We start from the raw sequence: 14,800 nt of genomic DNA, 5'->3' as shown, positions 1-14,800 counted from the left end.
TCGGATCAGCAACGTAACGCATTCGGTCGGTCGGACGCTGACCACCCGTCGACCGACCGGGCGGCCCGGCCCCCGGCCGACTCACACCGGCGTGACGTACGCCCCGGTGATCCCACCGTCGACCACGAACTGGGCGGCGGTCATGAACGAGGAGTCGTCGCTGGCCAGGAAGGCCACCGCGGCGGCGATCTCGGCCGGCTCGCCGAACCGGCCCATCGGCACGTGCACCAGCCGGCGGGCGGCCCGCTCGGGGTCGGCGGCGAAGAGTTCGGTGAGCAGCGGGGTGGCGACCGGGCCGGGGCAGAGCGCGTTGACCCGGATCCCCTCCCGGGCGAACTGCACGCCCAGCTCCCTGGTCATCGCCAGCACCCCGCCCTTGCTCGCGGTGTACGCGATCTGCGAGGTCGCCGCCCCCATCAGGGCGACGAACGAGGCGGTGTTGATGATCGAACCCCGCCCCTGCCGGCGCATGTGCGGTATGACGTGCTTGCAGCAGAGGTAGACGCTCGTGGTGTTGACCCGCAGCACCCGTTCCCAGGCGTCCAGCCCGGTGGTCAGGATCGAGTCGTCCTCCGGCGGGGAGATGCCCGCGTTGTGGAACGACACGTCCACCCGGCCGTGCCGCTCGACGACGGTGTCGAAGAGCTCCCGCACCGCCGTGTCGTCGGCGACATCGGCCGCCACGAAGTCCCCGTCGACCTCCGCCGCGGCCCGCCGGCCCGCCTCGGCGTCGATGTCCACGCAGACCACCCGGGCCCCCTCGGCGGCGAACCGCCGCACGGTGGCCAGCCCGATGCCGCTACCCGCCCCGGTGACCACGGTCACCCGGTCCCGCAACCGATCCCGCACTCGTCCTCCCGGATCTCTCACCCGTCGCTTGCGATGAAGACGTTCTTCACGTCGGTGAAGGCGTGCAACGCGTCCGGGCCCAGTTCCCGCCCCAACCCGGAACGCTTCATGCCGCCGAACGGGGTCGCGTACCGCACCGACGAGTGTGAGTTGACGCTGAGGTTGCCCGCCTCGACCCCGCGTGCCACCCGGATCGCCCGGCCCACGTCCCGGGTCCAGATCGAGCCGGAGAGCCCGTACTCGGTGTCGTTGGCCAGCCGGACCGCGTCGGCCTCGTCGTCGAAGGCCAGCACCGAGACCACCGGACCGAAGATCTCCTCCCGCCAGTGCCGGTCGGCCGGCGAGTCGGCGAGCAGCACCGTCGGGGCGTACCAGAAACCGGGGCCCTCCGGGCAGGAGCCGGTGAACGCCACCCGCGCGTCGGCGACGTACCCGGCGACCTGGTCCCGGTGCCCGGCGGAGATCAGCGGACCCATCTCGGCGCTCTCCAGCGCCGGATCCGCCACCCGCACCGCGCGCACCGCCGGTTCGAGCAGCTCCAGGAAGCGGTCGTACACCGAGCGCTGGACCAGGATCCGGGACCGCGCGCAGCAGTCCTGACCGGCGTTGTCGAAGACCGCGTACGGCGCGGTGGCCGCCGCCCGCGCCAGGTCGGCGTCGGCGAACACCAGGTTGGCGCTCTTGCCGCCCAGCTCCAGGGTGACCCGTTTCACCTGCTCGGCACAGCCGGCCATGATCCGGGTACCGACCTCGGTGGAGCCGGTGAAGCAGACCTTGCGCACCGCCGGGTGGGTGACGAACCGCTGCCCGACCACGTCACCCCGCCCGGTGACCACGGTGAACACCCCGTCCGGCAGGCCCGCCTCGCGGCCCAGCTCGGCCAGGCGCAGGGCGGTCAGCGGGGTCAACTCGGCCGGCTTCAGCACCACCGTGTTGCCGGCCGCCAGCGCCGGGGCGAACCCCCAGGCGGCGATCGGCATCGGGAAGTTCCACGGCACGATCACCCCGACCACACCGAGCGGCTCGTGGAAGGTGACGTCCAGCCCACCGGCGACCGGGATCTGCCGGCCGGTCAGCCGCTCCGGCGCGCCCGCGTAGTAGTCGAGCACGTCCCGGACGTTGGCCGCCTCCCCCCGGGCGTTGCCGACGGTGTGCCCGCTGTTGCGTACCTCCAACCCGGCCAGCTCCGCCAGGTGGGCGTCGACAAGCGCGGCGAACCGGCGCAGCAGCCGGGCCCGGTCGGCCGGCGCGACCTCCCGCCACGACCGGTACGCCACCTGGGCCCGTTCGATCGCCGCGTCGACCTCCTCGACCGACGCCGCCGCCACCTCCGCCACGACCACCCCGGTCGCCGGATTCACCACCTCGGTGCCGGTGGACTCAGAGTCGTTCGAAGCCACGGATCAGCTCCCAGTCGGTCACGGCGGCGTCGAAGGCGGCCAGCTCGACGGCGGCCTGGTTGGCGTAGTGGGCGACCACTTCGTCGCCGAAGGCCGCCCGGGCCACCTCGGAGGACTTCCAGAGGCCCCACGCGTCGCGCAGCGTGCCGGGCACCCGTTCGGCGTCCGGATCGTCGTACGCGTTGCCGGTGCACTCCGCCGGCAACTCCAGCTCCCGCTCGATGCCGTGCAGCGCCCCGGCGACCAGGGCCGCGATGGCCAGGTACGGGTTGACGTCCGCGCCCGGCACCCGGTTCTCCACCCGCATGCCCTGGCCGTGCCCGACCAGCCGCAGCGCGCAGGTGCGGTTGTCGGTGCCCCAGCGCAGCGCGGTCGGCGCGAACGAGTCCGGCTGGTACCGCTTGTACGAGTTGATGTTCGGGGCGAAGAAGAGGCTCAGCTCGCGCATCGTGTCGAGCAGGCCGGCGAGCACCCGTTGGCCGGTCACACTCAGGTGCGCCGGCCCGTCACCGAGCATCGCCGACCGCCCGTCGGAGTCGCGCAGCGAGAAGTGGATGTGGCAGGAGTTACCCTCGCGGGCGTTCGGCTTGGCCATGAACGTGATCGACATGCCCTCCTGGGCGGCGATCTCCTTGGCCCCGTTCTTGTAGATCACGTGGTGGTCGGCGCAGCGCACCGCCTCGTCGTACCGGAAGGCGATCTCGTGCTGGCCGAGGTTGCACTCGCCCTTGGCGCTCTCCGGGGTCAGGCCGGCGGCGGCCATCTCGGTACGGATACGGCGCAGCAACGGCTCCACCCGGGCGGTGCCGAGCAGCGAGTAGTCCACGTTGTACTGGTTGGCCGGGGTCAGCTCGCGGTAACCCCGCCGCCAGGCGTCCTCGTACGAGTCGCGGAAGAGCACGAACTCCAGCTCGGTGCCGGCGTACGCGGTGAGCCCGTGCCCGGCCAGCCGGTCGAGCTGCCGGCGCAGGATCTGGCGGGGCGAGGCGACCACCGGACCGGTGTCGTCCAGCCACCGCAGGTCGGCCAGGAGCAGAGCGCTGCCCGGCTGCCACGGGGTACGGCGCAACGTGGTCAGGTCGGGCACCATCGCGAAGTCGCCGTACCCGCGCTCCCAGCTCGACATGGCGTACCCGTCGACGGTGTTCATGTCGACGTCCACGGCCAGCAGGTAGTTGCAGCCCTCGCTGCCGTTGGCGACCACCTGGTCGAGGAAGAACGGGGCGTGGAACCGCTTGCCCTGCAACCGACCCTGCATGTCGACCAGGGCCAGCACCACCGTGTCGATCTCGCCGCTGGCGACAGCGACCCGTAGCTCCTCCAGCGTCAACGGCACGGTGCTCATCCGCAGGCCTCCATCAGCGACGGTCGACCCGGACCAGACCGGATCACGTCAAACTCTAGGGACGCCCGCCGCACACCGCACCCCGACGGGCCGCCCCGCACCCCGACCGCACCGCACAGGCCGGCCGCCGGTTCAGAGGGTGAGCAGGCCGAAGACCCAGACGACGCCGATCAGCACCCCGGCGGTGAACTCGATCATGATCGCCAACCCGGTCGCGGCCACCGCGTGCTTCGTCGCCGGCCAGGCCAGTCGGGAGTCACCAAGCCGCAGCCGCTCCGCCGCGAAGACCCCGCCGACGAAGCCGATGACCAGACCGATCACCGGGATGACGAAGAAACCGACGATGCCGAGCACCGCGCCGGCCAGCAGGGTCGAGGTGGGTACGCCGGTGCGTTGCAGGTTGCGGCCCGGCCAGGCGAACTTCACCACGGTACCGACCAGCGCGATCACGGTGGCCGCGGCCAGCACCGCCCAGCGCCCCGGCCCGGCGCCGCCGAAGATCGCCCAGAACAGCACCCCACCCCAGCACAACGGCAGCGCGGGCAGGCCCGGCACCACCACACCGGCCAGGCCGGCGACGATGGCCAGGGCCGTCACCAGCACGACCACCGTCTCGGTGTCGGTCAGACTCATCGGGTCTCCTCGTCGCGCAGTCGGGCGGTGATCTCCTCGGCCGGTACCGGCGGGCCGAACCAGCGTCCCTGCCCGGTGTCGCAGCGCAGTGCCCGGAGCCGTTCCACCTGGTCCCCGGTCTCCACCGCCTCGGCGGTGACCGAGAGTTCCAGGGCGTGCGCCAGCCGGACCAGCGCGTCCACGATCCGCTCGTCGCGGTGCCCGGCCGCCGAGCCGTCGGACCTTATCCCCTCCACGAACGGCCCGGCCAGCTTGAGCGAGTGGATCGGCAACCGCCGCAGGTACGCCAGGTTCGAGTACCCGGTACCGAAGTCGTCGATGGCCAGCCGTACGCCGAGCGCGGCCAGCCGGTGCAACGACCGCAACGGCTCGCCGGCGGTGCCCATGACCGCGCTCTCGGTCAGCTCCAGCTGCAACAGCTCGGGGGGCAGGCCGGTCCGGCCGAGCACGGCGGCGACGGTGTCCACGATCGCCGGGTCGTCGGCCTGCCGGGCGGCCAGGTTGACGCTGACCACCAGCTCGGCGTCGGGGAACTGCCGCCGCCACGCCTCGGCGTCCCGGCAGGCCCGGCGCAGGACCCACTCGCCGAGCCGGACGATCAGGCCGGTCTCCTCGGCCAGGCCGATGAAGTGGTCCGGGCCGATCAGCCCCTGCTCGGGGTGCGCCCAGCGGACCAGCGCCTCGACGGCCAGCATGCCGCCGTCGACAAGCGACACGATCGGCTGGTAGTGCACGACGAACTCGCCCCGGTCCAGGGCCGCCGGCAACCCGGCGGTCAACGCCGACCGGGCGTGGTCGCGGGCGCTGCGCTCCGGGTCGTACACCGCCCACCGGCCGCGCCCCTCCCCCTTGGCCCAGTAGAGGGTGGTGTCGGCGGCCTTCATCAGCTCCGAGACGCTGGTCTCCCCCGCCGGGCAGTCCACGATGCCGATGCTGGCCGTGACGGCGAGCTGCTGGTCGCCGACGTCGGCCGGGACGGCCACCGCGGCCAGGGCCTTCTCGGCGACCGCCACCACGTCGTCGATGCCGGCGCCGCCGTCGACCAGGATGACGAACTCGTCGCCGCCCATCCGGGCCACCAGGTGACCCAGCCCGGCGACACAGTCGGCGAGCCGACGGGCGATCACGATCAGCAGCCGGTCGCCGTGGTCGTGGCCGAGGCTGTCGTTGACCGCCTTGAACCCGTCGAGGTCCAGGAAGCAGATCCCGATCCGCTCGTCGGGGGCGGCCCGGTCGAAGAGGGCACCCAGCCGTTCGAAGAACAACGTCCGGTTGGGCAGCCCGGTGAGCGGGTCGTGCAGGGCCTGGAACCGCAGTCGCTGCTGCAGCTCGTACCGTTCGGTGATGTCCTCGATCATCGCCACGGTGAAGCGGGGCCGACCGTCGTCGTGCCGGATCAACGACACGGCCAGGTCGGTCCAGACCACGCTGCCGTCCTTGCGGTAGTACCGCTTCTCCACCCGGGCGGCGTCCTGCTTGCCGTCGATCAGGTCCTGGTACAGCTCCCACATCCCGGCGGCGTCGTCGGGGTGGGCCAGCGTGGCCACGTTGATCTGCCGCAGTTCGGCGATGGTGTAACCGAGCATCTCCGCGAAGGACTGGTTGACGTCGATGATCTCGCCGTCGACACCGGCGATGCCGATGCCGATGGCCGCCCCGGTGAAGACCGCCCGGAACCGGGCCTCACTGTCGCGTAACGCCTGCTCCACCTGGTCGCGGGCCTGCCAGGCGGAGCGGGCGATGCGTTCCTGCTGGGTGAAGGTACGGTCGCGCAGGGCACGGGCGAAGCCGGCGGCGAACGCGCCCTGCAGTTCCACCGCCCGCCGCGCCGTCTCGGGCTGGTCGGCCCGGCGCGGCAGCACCTGGGCGGGCAGCCGCTCGACGAGTGCCCGTACCGACCAGTCGAGCATCCCCGGCTCGGTCAGGTGCGCCTCCACCAGCGCCCGGGCCACCTCCTGACCGGGCTCGGCGGAGAACTGCTCGGCCAGCAGCGCCCGGGCCAGTCGTACCGTGTGCTCCAGCAGCAGCCGCTCGGTCTCCACCGTGCTCAGCGGCACGAAACCGAGCCGACGTACCGCCCGCGCCCAGCCGGCGGCGTACTCCTGGGCTCCGGCCGGGTCGATCTCGTCCCCGCCGGTGGCCGGCACGGCGGCCACCGGGGTCAGCCGGCGGACCGGGCGTGTGTGGCGACCCCGCCGAACGCGCCGAACCGCTCCGGGTGGTCGTCGACGTCACCGGGGGCGTCCGGCCGCCACCGCGGCATGTGCACCACACCGGGCGCCAGCAGCGTCCAGTCACCGAAGAAGCCGGTGATCTCGGCCCGCGACCGCAGGGTGATCTCGGTGTCGGTACGGGCGGAGAGCCGCTGCGCGTCGAGCATCTCCTGCGGCTGGTCCTCGAAGGTGGAGTGGGAGATCACCAGGAAGCTGCCCGGGGCGGCGGCGGCCCGCAGGGTGCCCAGCAGTTCACCGGGCCGGTCGGCGGCCGGGACGAAGTGGACCACCCCGGCGAGCAGGATGCCCACCGGCCGGTCGAAGTCGATCAGGCCGGTGGCCCGCGCCTCGGCGATGATCCGCTCGGCGTCGCGCAGGTCGGCGTGGAGCACCGCGGTCAGGTCGTTGCCGGCCAGCAGCTCCCGGCTGTGCGACACGGCGACCGGGTCGATGTCGACGTAGACGATCCGGGCCTGCGGGTTCACCCGCTGGGCCACCTCGTGGACGTTGCCCACGGTGGGAATTCCCGAGCCGATGTCGAGGAACTGGTCGATCCCGGCGTCGAGCAGCACCCGAACCGCCCGGCGCAGGAACTCCCGACCGGCCCGCATGGTGGCGGCGAGGTTCGGGGTCATCGCGGCGATCTGTTCGGCGAGCTGCCGGTCGATCTCGAAGTTGTGCGCCCCACCGAGGAAGTAGTCGTAGACCCGCGCGGCGCTCGGCCTGGTCAGGTCGATCTCGGTCGGCAGTCCATCCGGAACCCGCATGCTCAGCCCCCCAGTTCTGTGCCACCCGCCGCCGCCACGGTGGCACGCCAAACGGCCACCGGCGGCTCGCGGCCGGTGTGGTGGGGACCACTCTAAGCTGCTGATCGGCGGCTTAGCGAGACGCCCCGGACCCGCCCGGCCGGTTCCGTCGGGCGTCGGGGCCGCTGCGGCCGGCCGGTTCAGCCGACGGACTCCAGGACCAGCGAGATGCCCTGGCCGACGCCGACACACATGGTGGCCAACGCCCGCCGGGCGTCCCGGCGGCGCAGCTCCAGCGCGGCGGTCAGGGCCAACCGGGCCCCACTGGCACCCAACGGATGCCCGAGCGCGATCGCCCCGCCGTTGGGGTTGACGTGCTCGGCGTCCTCGGGCAGGCCGAGCTCCCGCAGCACCGCCACCGCCTGGGCGGCGAAGGCCTCGTTCAGCTCGACCACGTCGAGGTCGGCCAAGCCGAGGCCGAGCCGGTCCAGCACCTTGCGGGTGGCCGGCACCGGGCCGACCCCCATGATCCGGGGCGGCACCCCGGCCGCCGCGGCGCCGCTGATCCGGGCCAGCGGGGTCAGGCCGTACCGGGCCACCGCCGCCTCGCCCGCCACCAGCAGGGCCACCGCGCCGTCGTTGACCCCGGAGGAGTTGCCGGCGGTCACCGTCCCGCCGTCGCGGAACGGGGTGGGCAGCGCGGCGAGCTTCTCCGGCGAGGTCTGGCGGGGGTGCTCGTCGACGTCGACCAGCCGGGTCTCCCGCCGCCCCGCCGGCACGGTCACCGGCACGATCTCCTCGGCGAACCGCCCGTCGGCCTGCGCCCGGGCGGCCCGCTGCTGCGACCGGTACGCGAAGGCGTCCTGCTCGGCCCGGCCCACGCCGTACTCGGCGGCGACGTTCTCCGCGGTCTCCGGCATCGAGTCGACCCCCCAGCCGCGTTCCATCAGCGGGTTGACCAGCCGCCAGCCGATCGTGGTGTCGTACATCTCGGCCGACCTGGCGAACGCCGAGGTGGCCTTGGGCAGCACGAACGGGGCCCGGCTCATGCTCTCCACCCCACCGGCCACCACCAGCTCCGCCTCACCGGCGACGATCTGCCGGGCCGCGCCGGCCAGCGCGTCCAGGCCGGAGCCGCAGAGCCGGTTGACGGTGCTGCCGGGCACCTCACCGGGGAGCCCGGCCAGCAGGGCCGCCATCCGGGCCACGTTGCGGTTGTCCTCGCCGGCCTGGTTGGCGCAGCCCAGGACCACGTCGTCGACCCGGGCCCAGTCCACCGTCGGGTGCCGGGCGACCAGTTCCCGGATGACGTGCGCGGCCAGGTCGTCGGGGCGGACCCCGGACAGGGCGCCGGCGTACCGGCCGATCGGGGTGCGGACACCGGCCACCAGGTATGCCACGGTCATCGCGAGTCCTTCGGGGGTGGGAAGGGGTGGTGGGTGGCCGACCGGTTCCCGGTCACCGCCCGAGCGACAGGATAGCCAGGCTAGGTTGGCAGCCATGGTGTCGACCGCCCCACGGGCCCGGCCGGCGCAGGACCTGACGGCCCGGGTCGCCGCCTCGGCCGCCGCCGGCTGCACCGTGGCCGGCGTGGTCGCGGTGACCGTCGCCGTGGTCGCCGGCCCCGGTCCGGGACTCACCGGGTACGTCAGCGAGGCCGGCATCGCCGGCAGCGGGTACGCCCCGACGTTCCGGATCGGGATCTTCGCCCTGGCCGCCGCGCTGCTGCTGCTCGCGGTGGCACTGCCCCGGCGGCTGCGGCCGGCGGCCGGGCTGCTCGTCGCCGGCAGCGTGTGCACGCTGCTCTCCGGGGCGGTGACCTGCAGCGAGGGCTGCCCGCTGCCGCCGTTCGAACGGGCCACCGTGGCCGACCTGGTGCACGGTGTGGCGGCCGTGGTGGCCACCGCCTGCGTGGTGTTCGCGATGGCAGCCGTCGTCTGGTTCGCCCGGGCCGAGGTCACGCTGCGCCGGCTGGCCACCGCGGCGGTCGTGCTGGCGCTGCCGCTGGCCGGCGCGGTCGGCCTGGCGATGATCACCCTCGGCCGGGGTGCCGTGGTCGGCGTCCTGGAGCGGGTGCTGCTCGGCGTGGCCGCCGGCTGGGCACTGGCCACCGCCACCGCCGTCGCGCTACGCCGCCCGACCTCCCGCCTGGGCGCGTAGCACCGGCCGAGCTTCTGGTAAGCCAGCTCACCGGACCGGTCCTTGCCGGGTTCGCGGCGACGGGCGTATCGTCGGCTGGCGATGAACAATGTCTGGCACCTGACCGTGCGCCTGTACGTCGATCTCCGACGGCAGGCCAGCGGCATCTGTCCGGCGCGGCCGCTCCTCTGACGCCGCCCGCCCGACAACGCCCCGGTCCCGACCAGACACCTGGAATCACCTGATGGCTACCACCCTGCGCAGATTTCCCTTTTCCCTGCAGATCCTGCTCGCCCTCGTCCTCGGCGTGGCGTTGGGCTTCCTGGCCCGGGCCAACGACCTGAGCTGGCTGGCCAGCACCCTCGACACCGTCGGCGGGCTCTTCGTCCAGCTGCTCAAGCTGGCCGTCCCACCGCTGGTCTTCACCGCCATCGTGGTCAGCGTGGTCAGCCTGCGCGGGGTGGCCAACGCCGCCCGGCTGGCGGTGAAGACGCTGCTCTGGTTCGGGGTGACCGCGCTCATCGCGGTGAGCGTCGGTATCGGCCTCGGCCTGCTCACCAACCCCGGCCGCGGGGTGACCCTGGACACCGCCGGAGCGACCGCGCCGCAGACCAGCGGGTCGTGGACCGACTTCCTCACCGGCATCGTGCCGACCAACCCGGTCGGGGCGTTCGTCGACGGCAACGTCCTGCAGATCGTCTTCCTCGCCGTGGTCGTCGGTATCGCCGCACTGCTGGTAGGCGAGGCCGCCGAGCCGTTCGTCGCCCTCAACCGGGCGCTGCTGGAGATCGTCCAGAAGGCGCTGTGGTGGGTGATCCGGCTCGCCCCGATCGGCACCCTCGGGTTGATCGGCCACGCCGTCGCCGCGTACGGCTGGGACCTGCTGGCCCCGCTGGCCACCTTCACCACCGCCGTCTACGTGGGCTGCGCGATCGTGCTCTTCGTGGTCTACCCGCTGGTGCTGCTGGCCGCCGGCCGGCTCAACCCGCTGCGCTTCTTCGCCGGCGCCTGGCCGGCCATCCAGCTCGGCTTCGTCTCCCGCTCCTCGGTGGGCACCATGCCGGTGACCCAGCGCTCGGTCGAGCGGCTCGGAGTGCCCCGCGAGTACGCCTCGTTCGCCGTACCGTTCGGTGCCACCACCAAGATGGACGGCTGCGCGGCGGTCTACCCGGCGCTGGCGGCGATCTTCGTGGCCCAGGTCTTCGGGGTGACCCTCGGTCCGCTGGACTACCTGCTCATCGCCTTCGTCTCGGTGGTCGGCTCGGCAGCCACCGCCGGACTGACCGGGGCCATCGTGATGCTCACGCTGACCCTCAGCACGCTCGGTCTGCCGCTGGCCGGTGCCGGCCTGCTGCTCGCCATCGACCCGATCATCGACATGATCCGGACCGCCACCAACGTGGCCGGTCAGGCGCTGGTGCCGACCGTGGTCGCCGCCCGCGAGGGCACCCTGGACCGGGCCGCCTACGAGGCCGCCGGACGGCGCGACCTCCTCGAACCGGTCGAGCCCGGCACCGGCCGTACCGACCTCGACCCCGCCCCGGTCCCGGCCTGACCCACCCACCCACCCCTCTCACCACCGAAGCGGAGCCCGAGGTGAATCTTGGACACCTACCGTCCAAATAGAACGGTAAGTGTCCAAGATCTACACCCCGCTCGGGTACGGAGAGGGCAAGGAGCCGCAGCCACGCCGACGGTTCGGTGGGGTCAGCCGGCCAGGTGACCCCAGTCGCCCTCCAGCTCGGACCAGGTGCCCTGGGCCACGGCCCGCCCTTCCTGGAGCACCACCACGTGGTCGGCGCGGACCAGCGCCGCCCGTTTGGACGTCGATCCGATCACCGTCACCCCGTGGCGCCGTAGGGCGTCCCAGAGGTCCAGTTCGGTGGTGACGTCCAGGGCCGAGGAGACGTCGTCGGCGACCAGCAGTTCGGTACGGGGGGCCAACGCCCGGGCCAGCGCCAGCCGCTGGAGCTGGCCACCGGAGAGCCGGGTGCCCTTGTGCCCGATGACCAGGCCGAGCCCGCCGCCGGCCGCGGCCAGGTCGTGGTCCAGTTGGGCGGTGGTGACCGCGCCGGTGGCGTCGACCTCGTGGCCGAGCGCGATGTTCTCGGCGACGGTGCCGGAGAGCACCCGGGGCAGTTGCCCGACGTAGCCGACCTGGTTGGGGCGCAGGAACAGCTCCGGTTCGGTCACCGGTTCCCCGTTCCAGCTGAGCGTGCCGGTGTGGTGCACGATCCCGGCCAGGGCCCGCAGCAGCGAGGACTTGCCCGCCCCGACCGGGCCGACGACCAGGACCAGTTGCCCCCGGGACACGGTCAGGTCCACGTCGCGTACGGCGTGCAGTCCGTCGGTGTGCACCGCCCCGAAGCCGGTCAACCGCAGCTGGCGCAACGGGTGCCGGGGTGGTGCGACCGGTGCCGGTGCGGTCCCGGCGGCCAGGTCCACCCCGGGCAGCTGCGCCGAGTACGCGTCGGTGCCGGTCATCGCCACCGTCCGCCGGGTCCAGACCCGTGCCGACGGGAAGTGCGCCACCAGGGACGCGGTCGTCCAGGCGAACCACCGGGCCGCGCCGAGGGTGGCGACCGCGACCAGGGTCGCCCCGGCGGACAGCCCACCGGCCAGGTAGAGCGCCCAGGCGCCGATCGGCAGCAGCCCGCTGATCAACGCCGGGGTCGACCGGGACCACACCTGGATGGAGATCTCCCGACGTTGCCGCTGGCTACGGAGGGCGTCCAGGTCGGCGAGGTGACGCAGCACCGGCCGGGTGGCCCCGGCGAGCTTCACCGTCCGGGCGGCGGAGAGCGCGGAGACCAGCGCGGTGGCGAAGGCGGCCCGCGCGGCGACGGTGGCCTGGGCGGAGCGCTCCAGCATCGGTCCGAAGACCGTCGCCGCCGCCGCCGAGGCCAGCATCGTGCCGAGGAAGAACAACGCCGGTACGACGCTGCCGGAGACCAGGGTCATGCCCGCCATCAGCACCAGGGCGACGTACTGGTCGAGCACGTTGTCGGTCAGCTGCACCACCCGGTCGGTGTCACCGCCCTGGGCCACCACCTCGGCCGGGGTGTGGCTGCTGACCCGGCGCGGTCCGGTCTGCCCGTGCACCAGCCGCGCGTTGATCCGCAGCACCTGCCGTACCCACCACTGCGGGAACCACAGGTTCGTCCAGTACGGCAGCGGAATGGTGACCAGCAGCGCGGCGATGATCCCCGCCGCCGGCAGCCAGGGGTCACCGGTGTCGTCGACCAGCTCCGCCCAGAGCCAGGGCACCAGCACGCCGTCCAGCCCGAGCAGGCTGAGCACGGCGAAGACGCCGATCGAGGCCAGGCCGTACCGGGGATCGTTGCGGCTGAGCCGGAAGATCTCCCGCAGGGTCCGGGTGGGCGGAGCGGGCGGCGCCGGGGGCCGCGGACCCAGGGCGGTCGGCCGGGTGCCGTCCGCCGGCCCGCTCCCGCCACCGGCGGACGCCACCTGGCCACCGACCTCCCGCACCGCCCCGGCCTCCCGCACCGCCCCGGCCTCGCCCCCGGCGGACCGGCCCGGCCCGCCACCCTCCGAGGACCGGCCCGAGGCAGCACCGCCCACGGCAGCACCCGAGGACCGGCCCGAGGCAGCACCACCCGAGGCGGCACCACCCGAGGACCGGGCCGAGGCGGTGCCACCCGGAGGCCCGGCGGTGGGTGGGCCGGTCAGCAGGTCCACCCCGCCGGGTACGACGCCGGAGTGCGCGTACGCGGCGGTGCTGGTGGCCAGCAGGTCGGCGAAGCGGCGTGCGGAGTGCAGCGGCCCGGCCTCGACGACCACCCCGTCGGCCATCAGCACCACCTCGTCGCAGGTGCGGACCGAGGAGAGCCGGTGTGCGATGACGATGCCGATCCGGTCGGCGAGCAGGCGTTCGGTGGCCCGCTGCACCCGGGCCTCGGTGACCGGGTCGAGTCGCGCCGTCGCCTCGTCGAGGATCACCACGTGCGGGTCGCGGACCAGGATCCGGGCGAACGCCACCAGCTGCTCCTGCCCGGCCGACAGCACGTACCCGCCCTCGCCGAGGCGGGTCCGGACGCCGTCGGGCAGTTCGGCGATCCAACCGGCCAGGCCCAGCTCGTGCAGGGCCCGGGTGGCGTCGTCGAGCAGGTCGGGGTCGAAGAGCGCGACGTTCTCGGCGAGCGTGCCGGCGAGGATCTCGGTGCGCTGGGGCACCACGGCGACGTACCGGCGCAGGTGTTCGAGGTCGAGGTCGAGCAGGTCCACGCCGGCCAGGAAGACCGTGCCGGCGGGCACGTCGACGGCGCGGGAGAGCACCTTGGTCAGGGTCGACTTGCCGGAACCGGTCCGCCCGACGAGCGCGTACGAGCGGCCGCGCCGGAAGGTGAGGCACACCTGGCGCAGGACCGGCTCCCGGCCGGCCCCGGTGCCCGGGTACCGGAAGGTCAGGTCCTGGATGACCAGGTCGCCCTGGCCGGGGGCGGCCCCGCCGACCGGTTCCTGCCGGGCGTCGGCGAGCAACTGCACCCGGGCCCACGCGCCGAGGGCCTGTTGCAGCTGGGGCACCATCCGACTGGCATGCTCGACGACCGCACCGTAGCCGAGCACCAGCAGCCAGACGGCGGTCAGCCGGGCCGCGTCGATCCGGTCGGTGACCAGCGCCCAGCCACCGGCGAGTACCACCACAGCGATACCGCCCCGGGTCACCGCCCCGGCGATGGTGGTGACCACGCCGGTCAGCCGGAACACCCGGATGCCCCGGTCCAGCACCCGGGCGGCCCGGCGGGCGTACAGCCGCAGCACGTACGGGCGGGCCAGGCTGGTGCGGACGTCGTCCTGGCCGTGCACCGCCTCCTCCAGCACGGCGGCCAGGTCCGACCAGGCCTCCTCCTCGGCCATCCGGGCCGGGGCGATCCGCGCGGTCGGTCGGCGGATCAGCACCACGAGCAGCGCGGTGAGCACCAGCATGCCGACCCCGGCCGGCCACCAGACAGCGAACGCCACCAGGGCGGACAGCACGCCGGTGGCCAGCGCCTGGGTCAGCCGGACGCCGACGTTGCGTACCTCGCCGGCGACCTGGTAGACGTCGCCGTCGATCCGGTCGAGCAGCTCGCCGACCGGGGTGTTCTCCAGCGTCGGCAGGTCCTGCCCCAGGGCCACCCGGCACAGTCGCCGCCGCACGTCGGCGGACCAGTCGGCGGTCAGCCCCGCCATGATCAGCGCCACCACCAGGTCGGTGAGGACCGCGGCGGCCAGCGCCACCACCAGCAGGGCGAAGAAGGTGCCCGAGCGGTGCACCAGCACCGGGCCGGCCAGGGCCGCGGCGGCGGCCTGGCCGCCGGCGCCGAGGATCAGCAGGACGGCGACGACGATCATCCGGCGGGGCGAGGTGACCCACAGATCACGGAGCAGGCGCATCGACGTTCCTCCGGACAGCAGGTGGCGGAGACTTCAGCCTTCCTGTCGCGAGGAGGTCGCTCAACGTATTTTTCGCCC

10 protein-coding genes are annotated in these 14,800 nt (G+C 73.5%); 2 read left to right on the top strand and 8 right to left on the bottom strand.

Annotated elements, in window-relative coordinates:
* Positions 1 to 81 precede the first annotated feature (81 nt).
* The 7 genes from GA0070617_RS09015 to pcaF form a co-directional block, all read right to left on the bottom strand.
* The gene (locus tag GA0070617_RS09015; RefSeq protein WP_091435548.1) at positions 82 to 849 is read right to left on the bottom strand and encodes a 3-oxoacyl-ACP reductase; all 768 of its coding nucleotides are present in this window, start codon (positions 847 to 849) and stop codon (positions 82 to 84) included.
* A gap of 17 nt (positions 850 to 866) precedes the next feature.
* Entirely contained in the window at positions 867 to 2,213 is a 1,347-nt protein-coding gene (locus tag GA0070617_RS09010; protein ID WP_229688652.1) for an aldehyde dehydrogenase family protein, read from the bottom strand.
* Between the two features lie 16 nt (positions 2,214 to 2,229).
* The gene (locus GA0070617_RS09005) at positions 2,230 to 3,594 is read right to left on the bottom strand and encodes a glutamine synthetase family protein (RefSeq protein WP_091435546.1); all 1,365 of its coding nucleotides are present in this window, start codon (positions 3,592 to 3,594) and stop codon (positions 2,230 to 2,232) included.
* Positions 3,595 to 3,726: 132 nt separating this feature from the next.
* Positions 3,727 to 4,227, bottom strand: a complete 501-nt coding sequence (locus tag GA0070617_RS09000; protein WP_091435545.1) for a DUF456 domain-containing protein — start codon at positions 4,225 to 4,227, stop codon at positions 3,727 to 3,729.
* A complete protein-coding gene (locus tag GA0070617_RS08995) occupies positions 4,224 to 6,383 on the bottom strand; it encodes a putative bifunctional diguanylate cyclase/phosphodiesterase (RefSeq protein WP_091435544.1) in 2,160 nt (719 codons plus the stop codon). Before GA0070617_RS08995 ends, GA0070617_RS09000 begins: the two co-directional genes overlap by 4 nt.
* 5 nt (positions 6,384 to 6,388) lie before the next feature.
* Positions 6,389 to 7,207, bottom strand: coding sequence for an SAM-dependent methyltransferase (locus GA0070617_RS08990; protein WP_091435543.1), 819 nt, complete (start codon positions 7,205 to 7,207; stop codon positions 6,389 to 6,391).
* A 179-nt stretch (positions 7,208 to 7,386) separates the two neighbouring features.
* On the bottom strand, positions 7,387 to 8,592 hold the full coding sequence (gene pcaF, locus GA0070617_RS08985; protein ID WP_091435542.1) for a 3-oxoadipyl-CoA thiolase: 1,206 nt from the start codon (positions 8,590 to 8,592) through the stop codon (positions 7,387 to 7,389).
* 94 nt (positions 8,593 to 8,686) lie between these two features.
* Between pcaF and GA0070617_RS08980 the strand changes: the two genes are divergently transcribed.
* Both GA0070617_RS08980 and GA0070617_RS08975 read left to right on the top strand, forming a co-directional pair.
* Positions 8,687 to 9,346, top strand: coding sequence for a DUF998 domain-containing protein (locus GA0070617_RS08980; protein WP_091435541.1), 660 nt, complete (start codon positions 8,687 to 8,689; stop codon positions 9,344 to 9,346).
* A gap of 235 nt (positions 9,347 to 9,581) precedes the next feature.
* Positions 9,582 to 10,880: a dicarboxylate/amino acid:cation symporter gene (locus tag GA0070617_RS08975; protein ID WP_175440748.1), complete on the top strand. Its 1,299-nt coding sequence runs from the start codon at positions 9,582 to 9,584 to the stop codon at positions 10,878 to 10,880.
* A 152-nt stretch (positions 10,881 to 11,032) separates the two neighbouring features.
* Here the strand turns inward: GA0070617_RS08975 and GA0070617_RS08970 are convergent, their stop codons facing one another.
* Positions 11,033 to 14,722, bottom strand: a complete 3,690-nt coding sequence (locus tag GA0070617_RS08970; protein WP_091435539.1) for an ATP-binding cassette domain-containing protein — start codon at positions 14,720 to 14,722, stop codon at positions 11,033 to 11,035.
* Positions 14,723 to 14,800: the final 78 nt, after the last annotated feature.

Source organism: Micromonospora yangpuensis (assembly GCF_900091615.1).
Classification (GTDB): Bacteria; Actinomycetota; Actinomycetes; order Mycobacteriales; family Micromonosporaceae; genus Micromonospora; species Micromonospora yangpuensis.
The sequence above is the reverse complement of the archived record's forward strand: the minus strand, read 5'-3'. Positions and strand labels throughout refer to the sequence as shown.

Bases quoted from the DNA above. Each gene is read 5' to 3' on its own strand.
- pcaF (WP_091435542.1), bottom strand. From the start codon at position 8,592: ATGACCGTGGCATACCTGGTGGCCGGTGTCCGCACCCCGATCGGCCGG.
- GA0070617_RS09000 (WP_091435545.1), bottom strand. From the start codon at position 4,227: ATGAGTCTGACCGACACCGAGACGGTGGTCGTGCTGGTGACGGCCCTG.
- GA0070617_RS08970 (WP_091435539.1), bottom strand. From the start codon at position 14,722: ATGCGCCTGCTCCGTGATCTGTGGGTCACCTCGCCCCGCCGGATGATC.
- GA0070617_RS08990 (WP_091435543.1), bottom strand. From the start codon at position 7,207: ATGCGGGTTCCGGATGGACTGCCGACCGAGATCGACCTGACCAGGCCG.
- GA0070617_RS08980 (WP_091435541.1), top strand. From the start codon at position 8,687: ATGGTGTCGACCGCCCCACGGGCCCGGCCGGCGCAGGACCTGACGGCC.
- GA0070617_RS09005 (WP_091435546.1), bottom strand. From the start codon at position 3,594: ATGAGCACCGTGCCGTTGACGCTGGAGGAGCTACGGGTCGCTGTCGCC.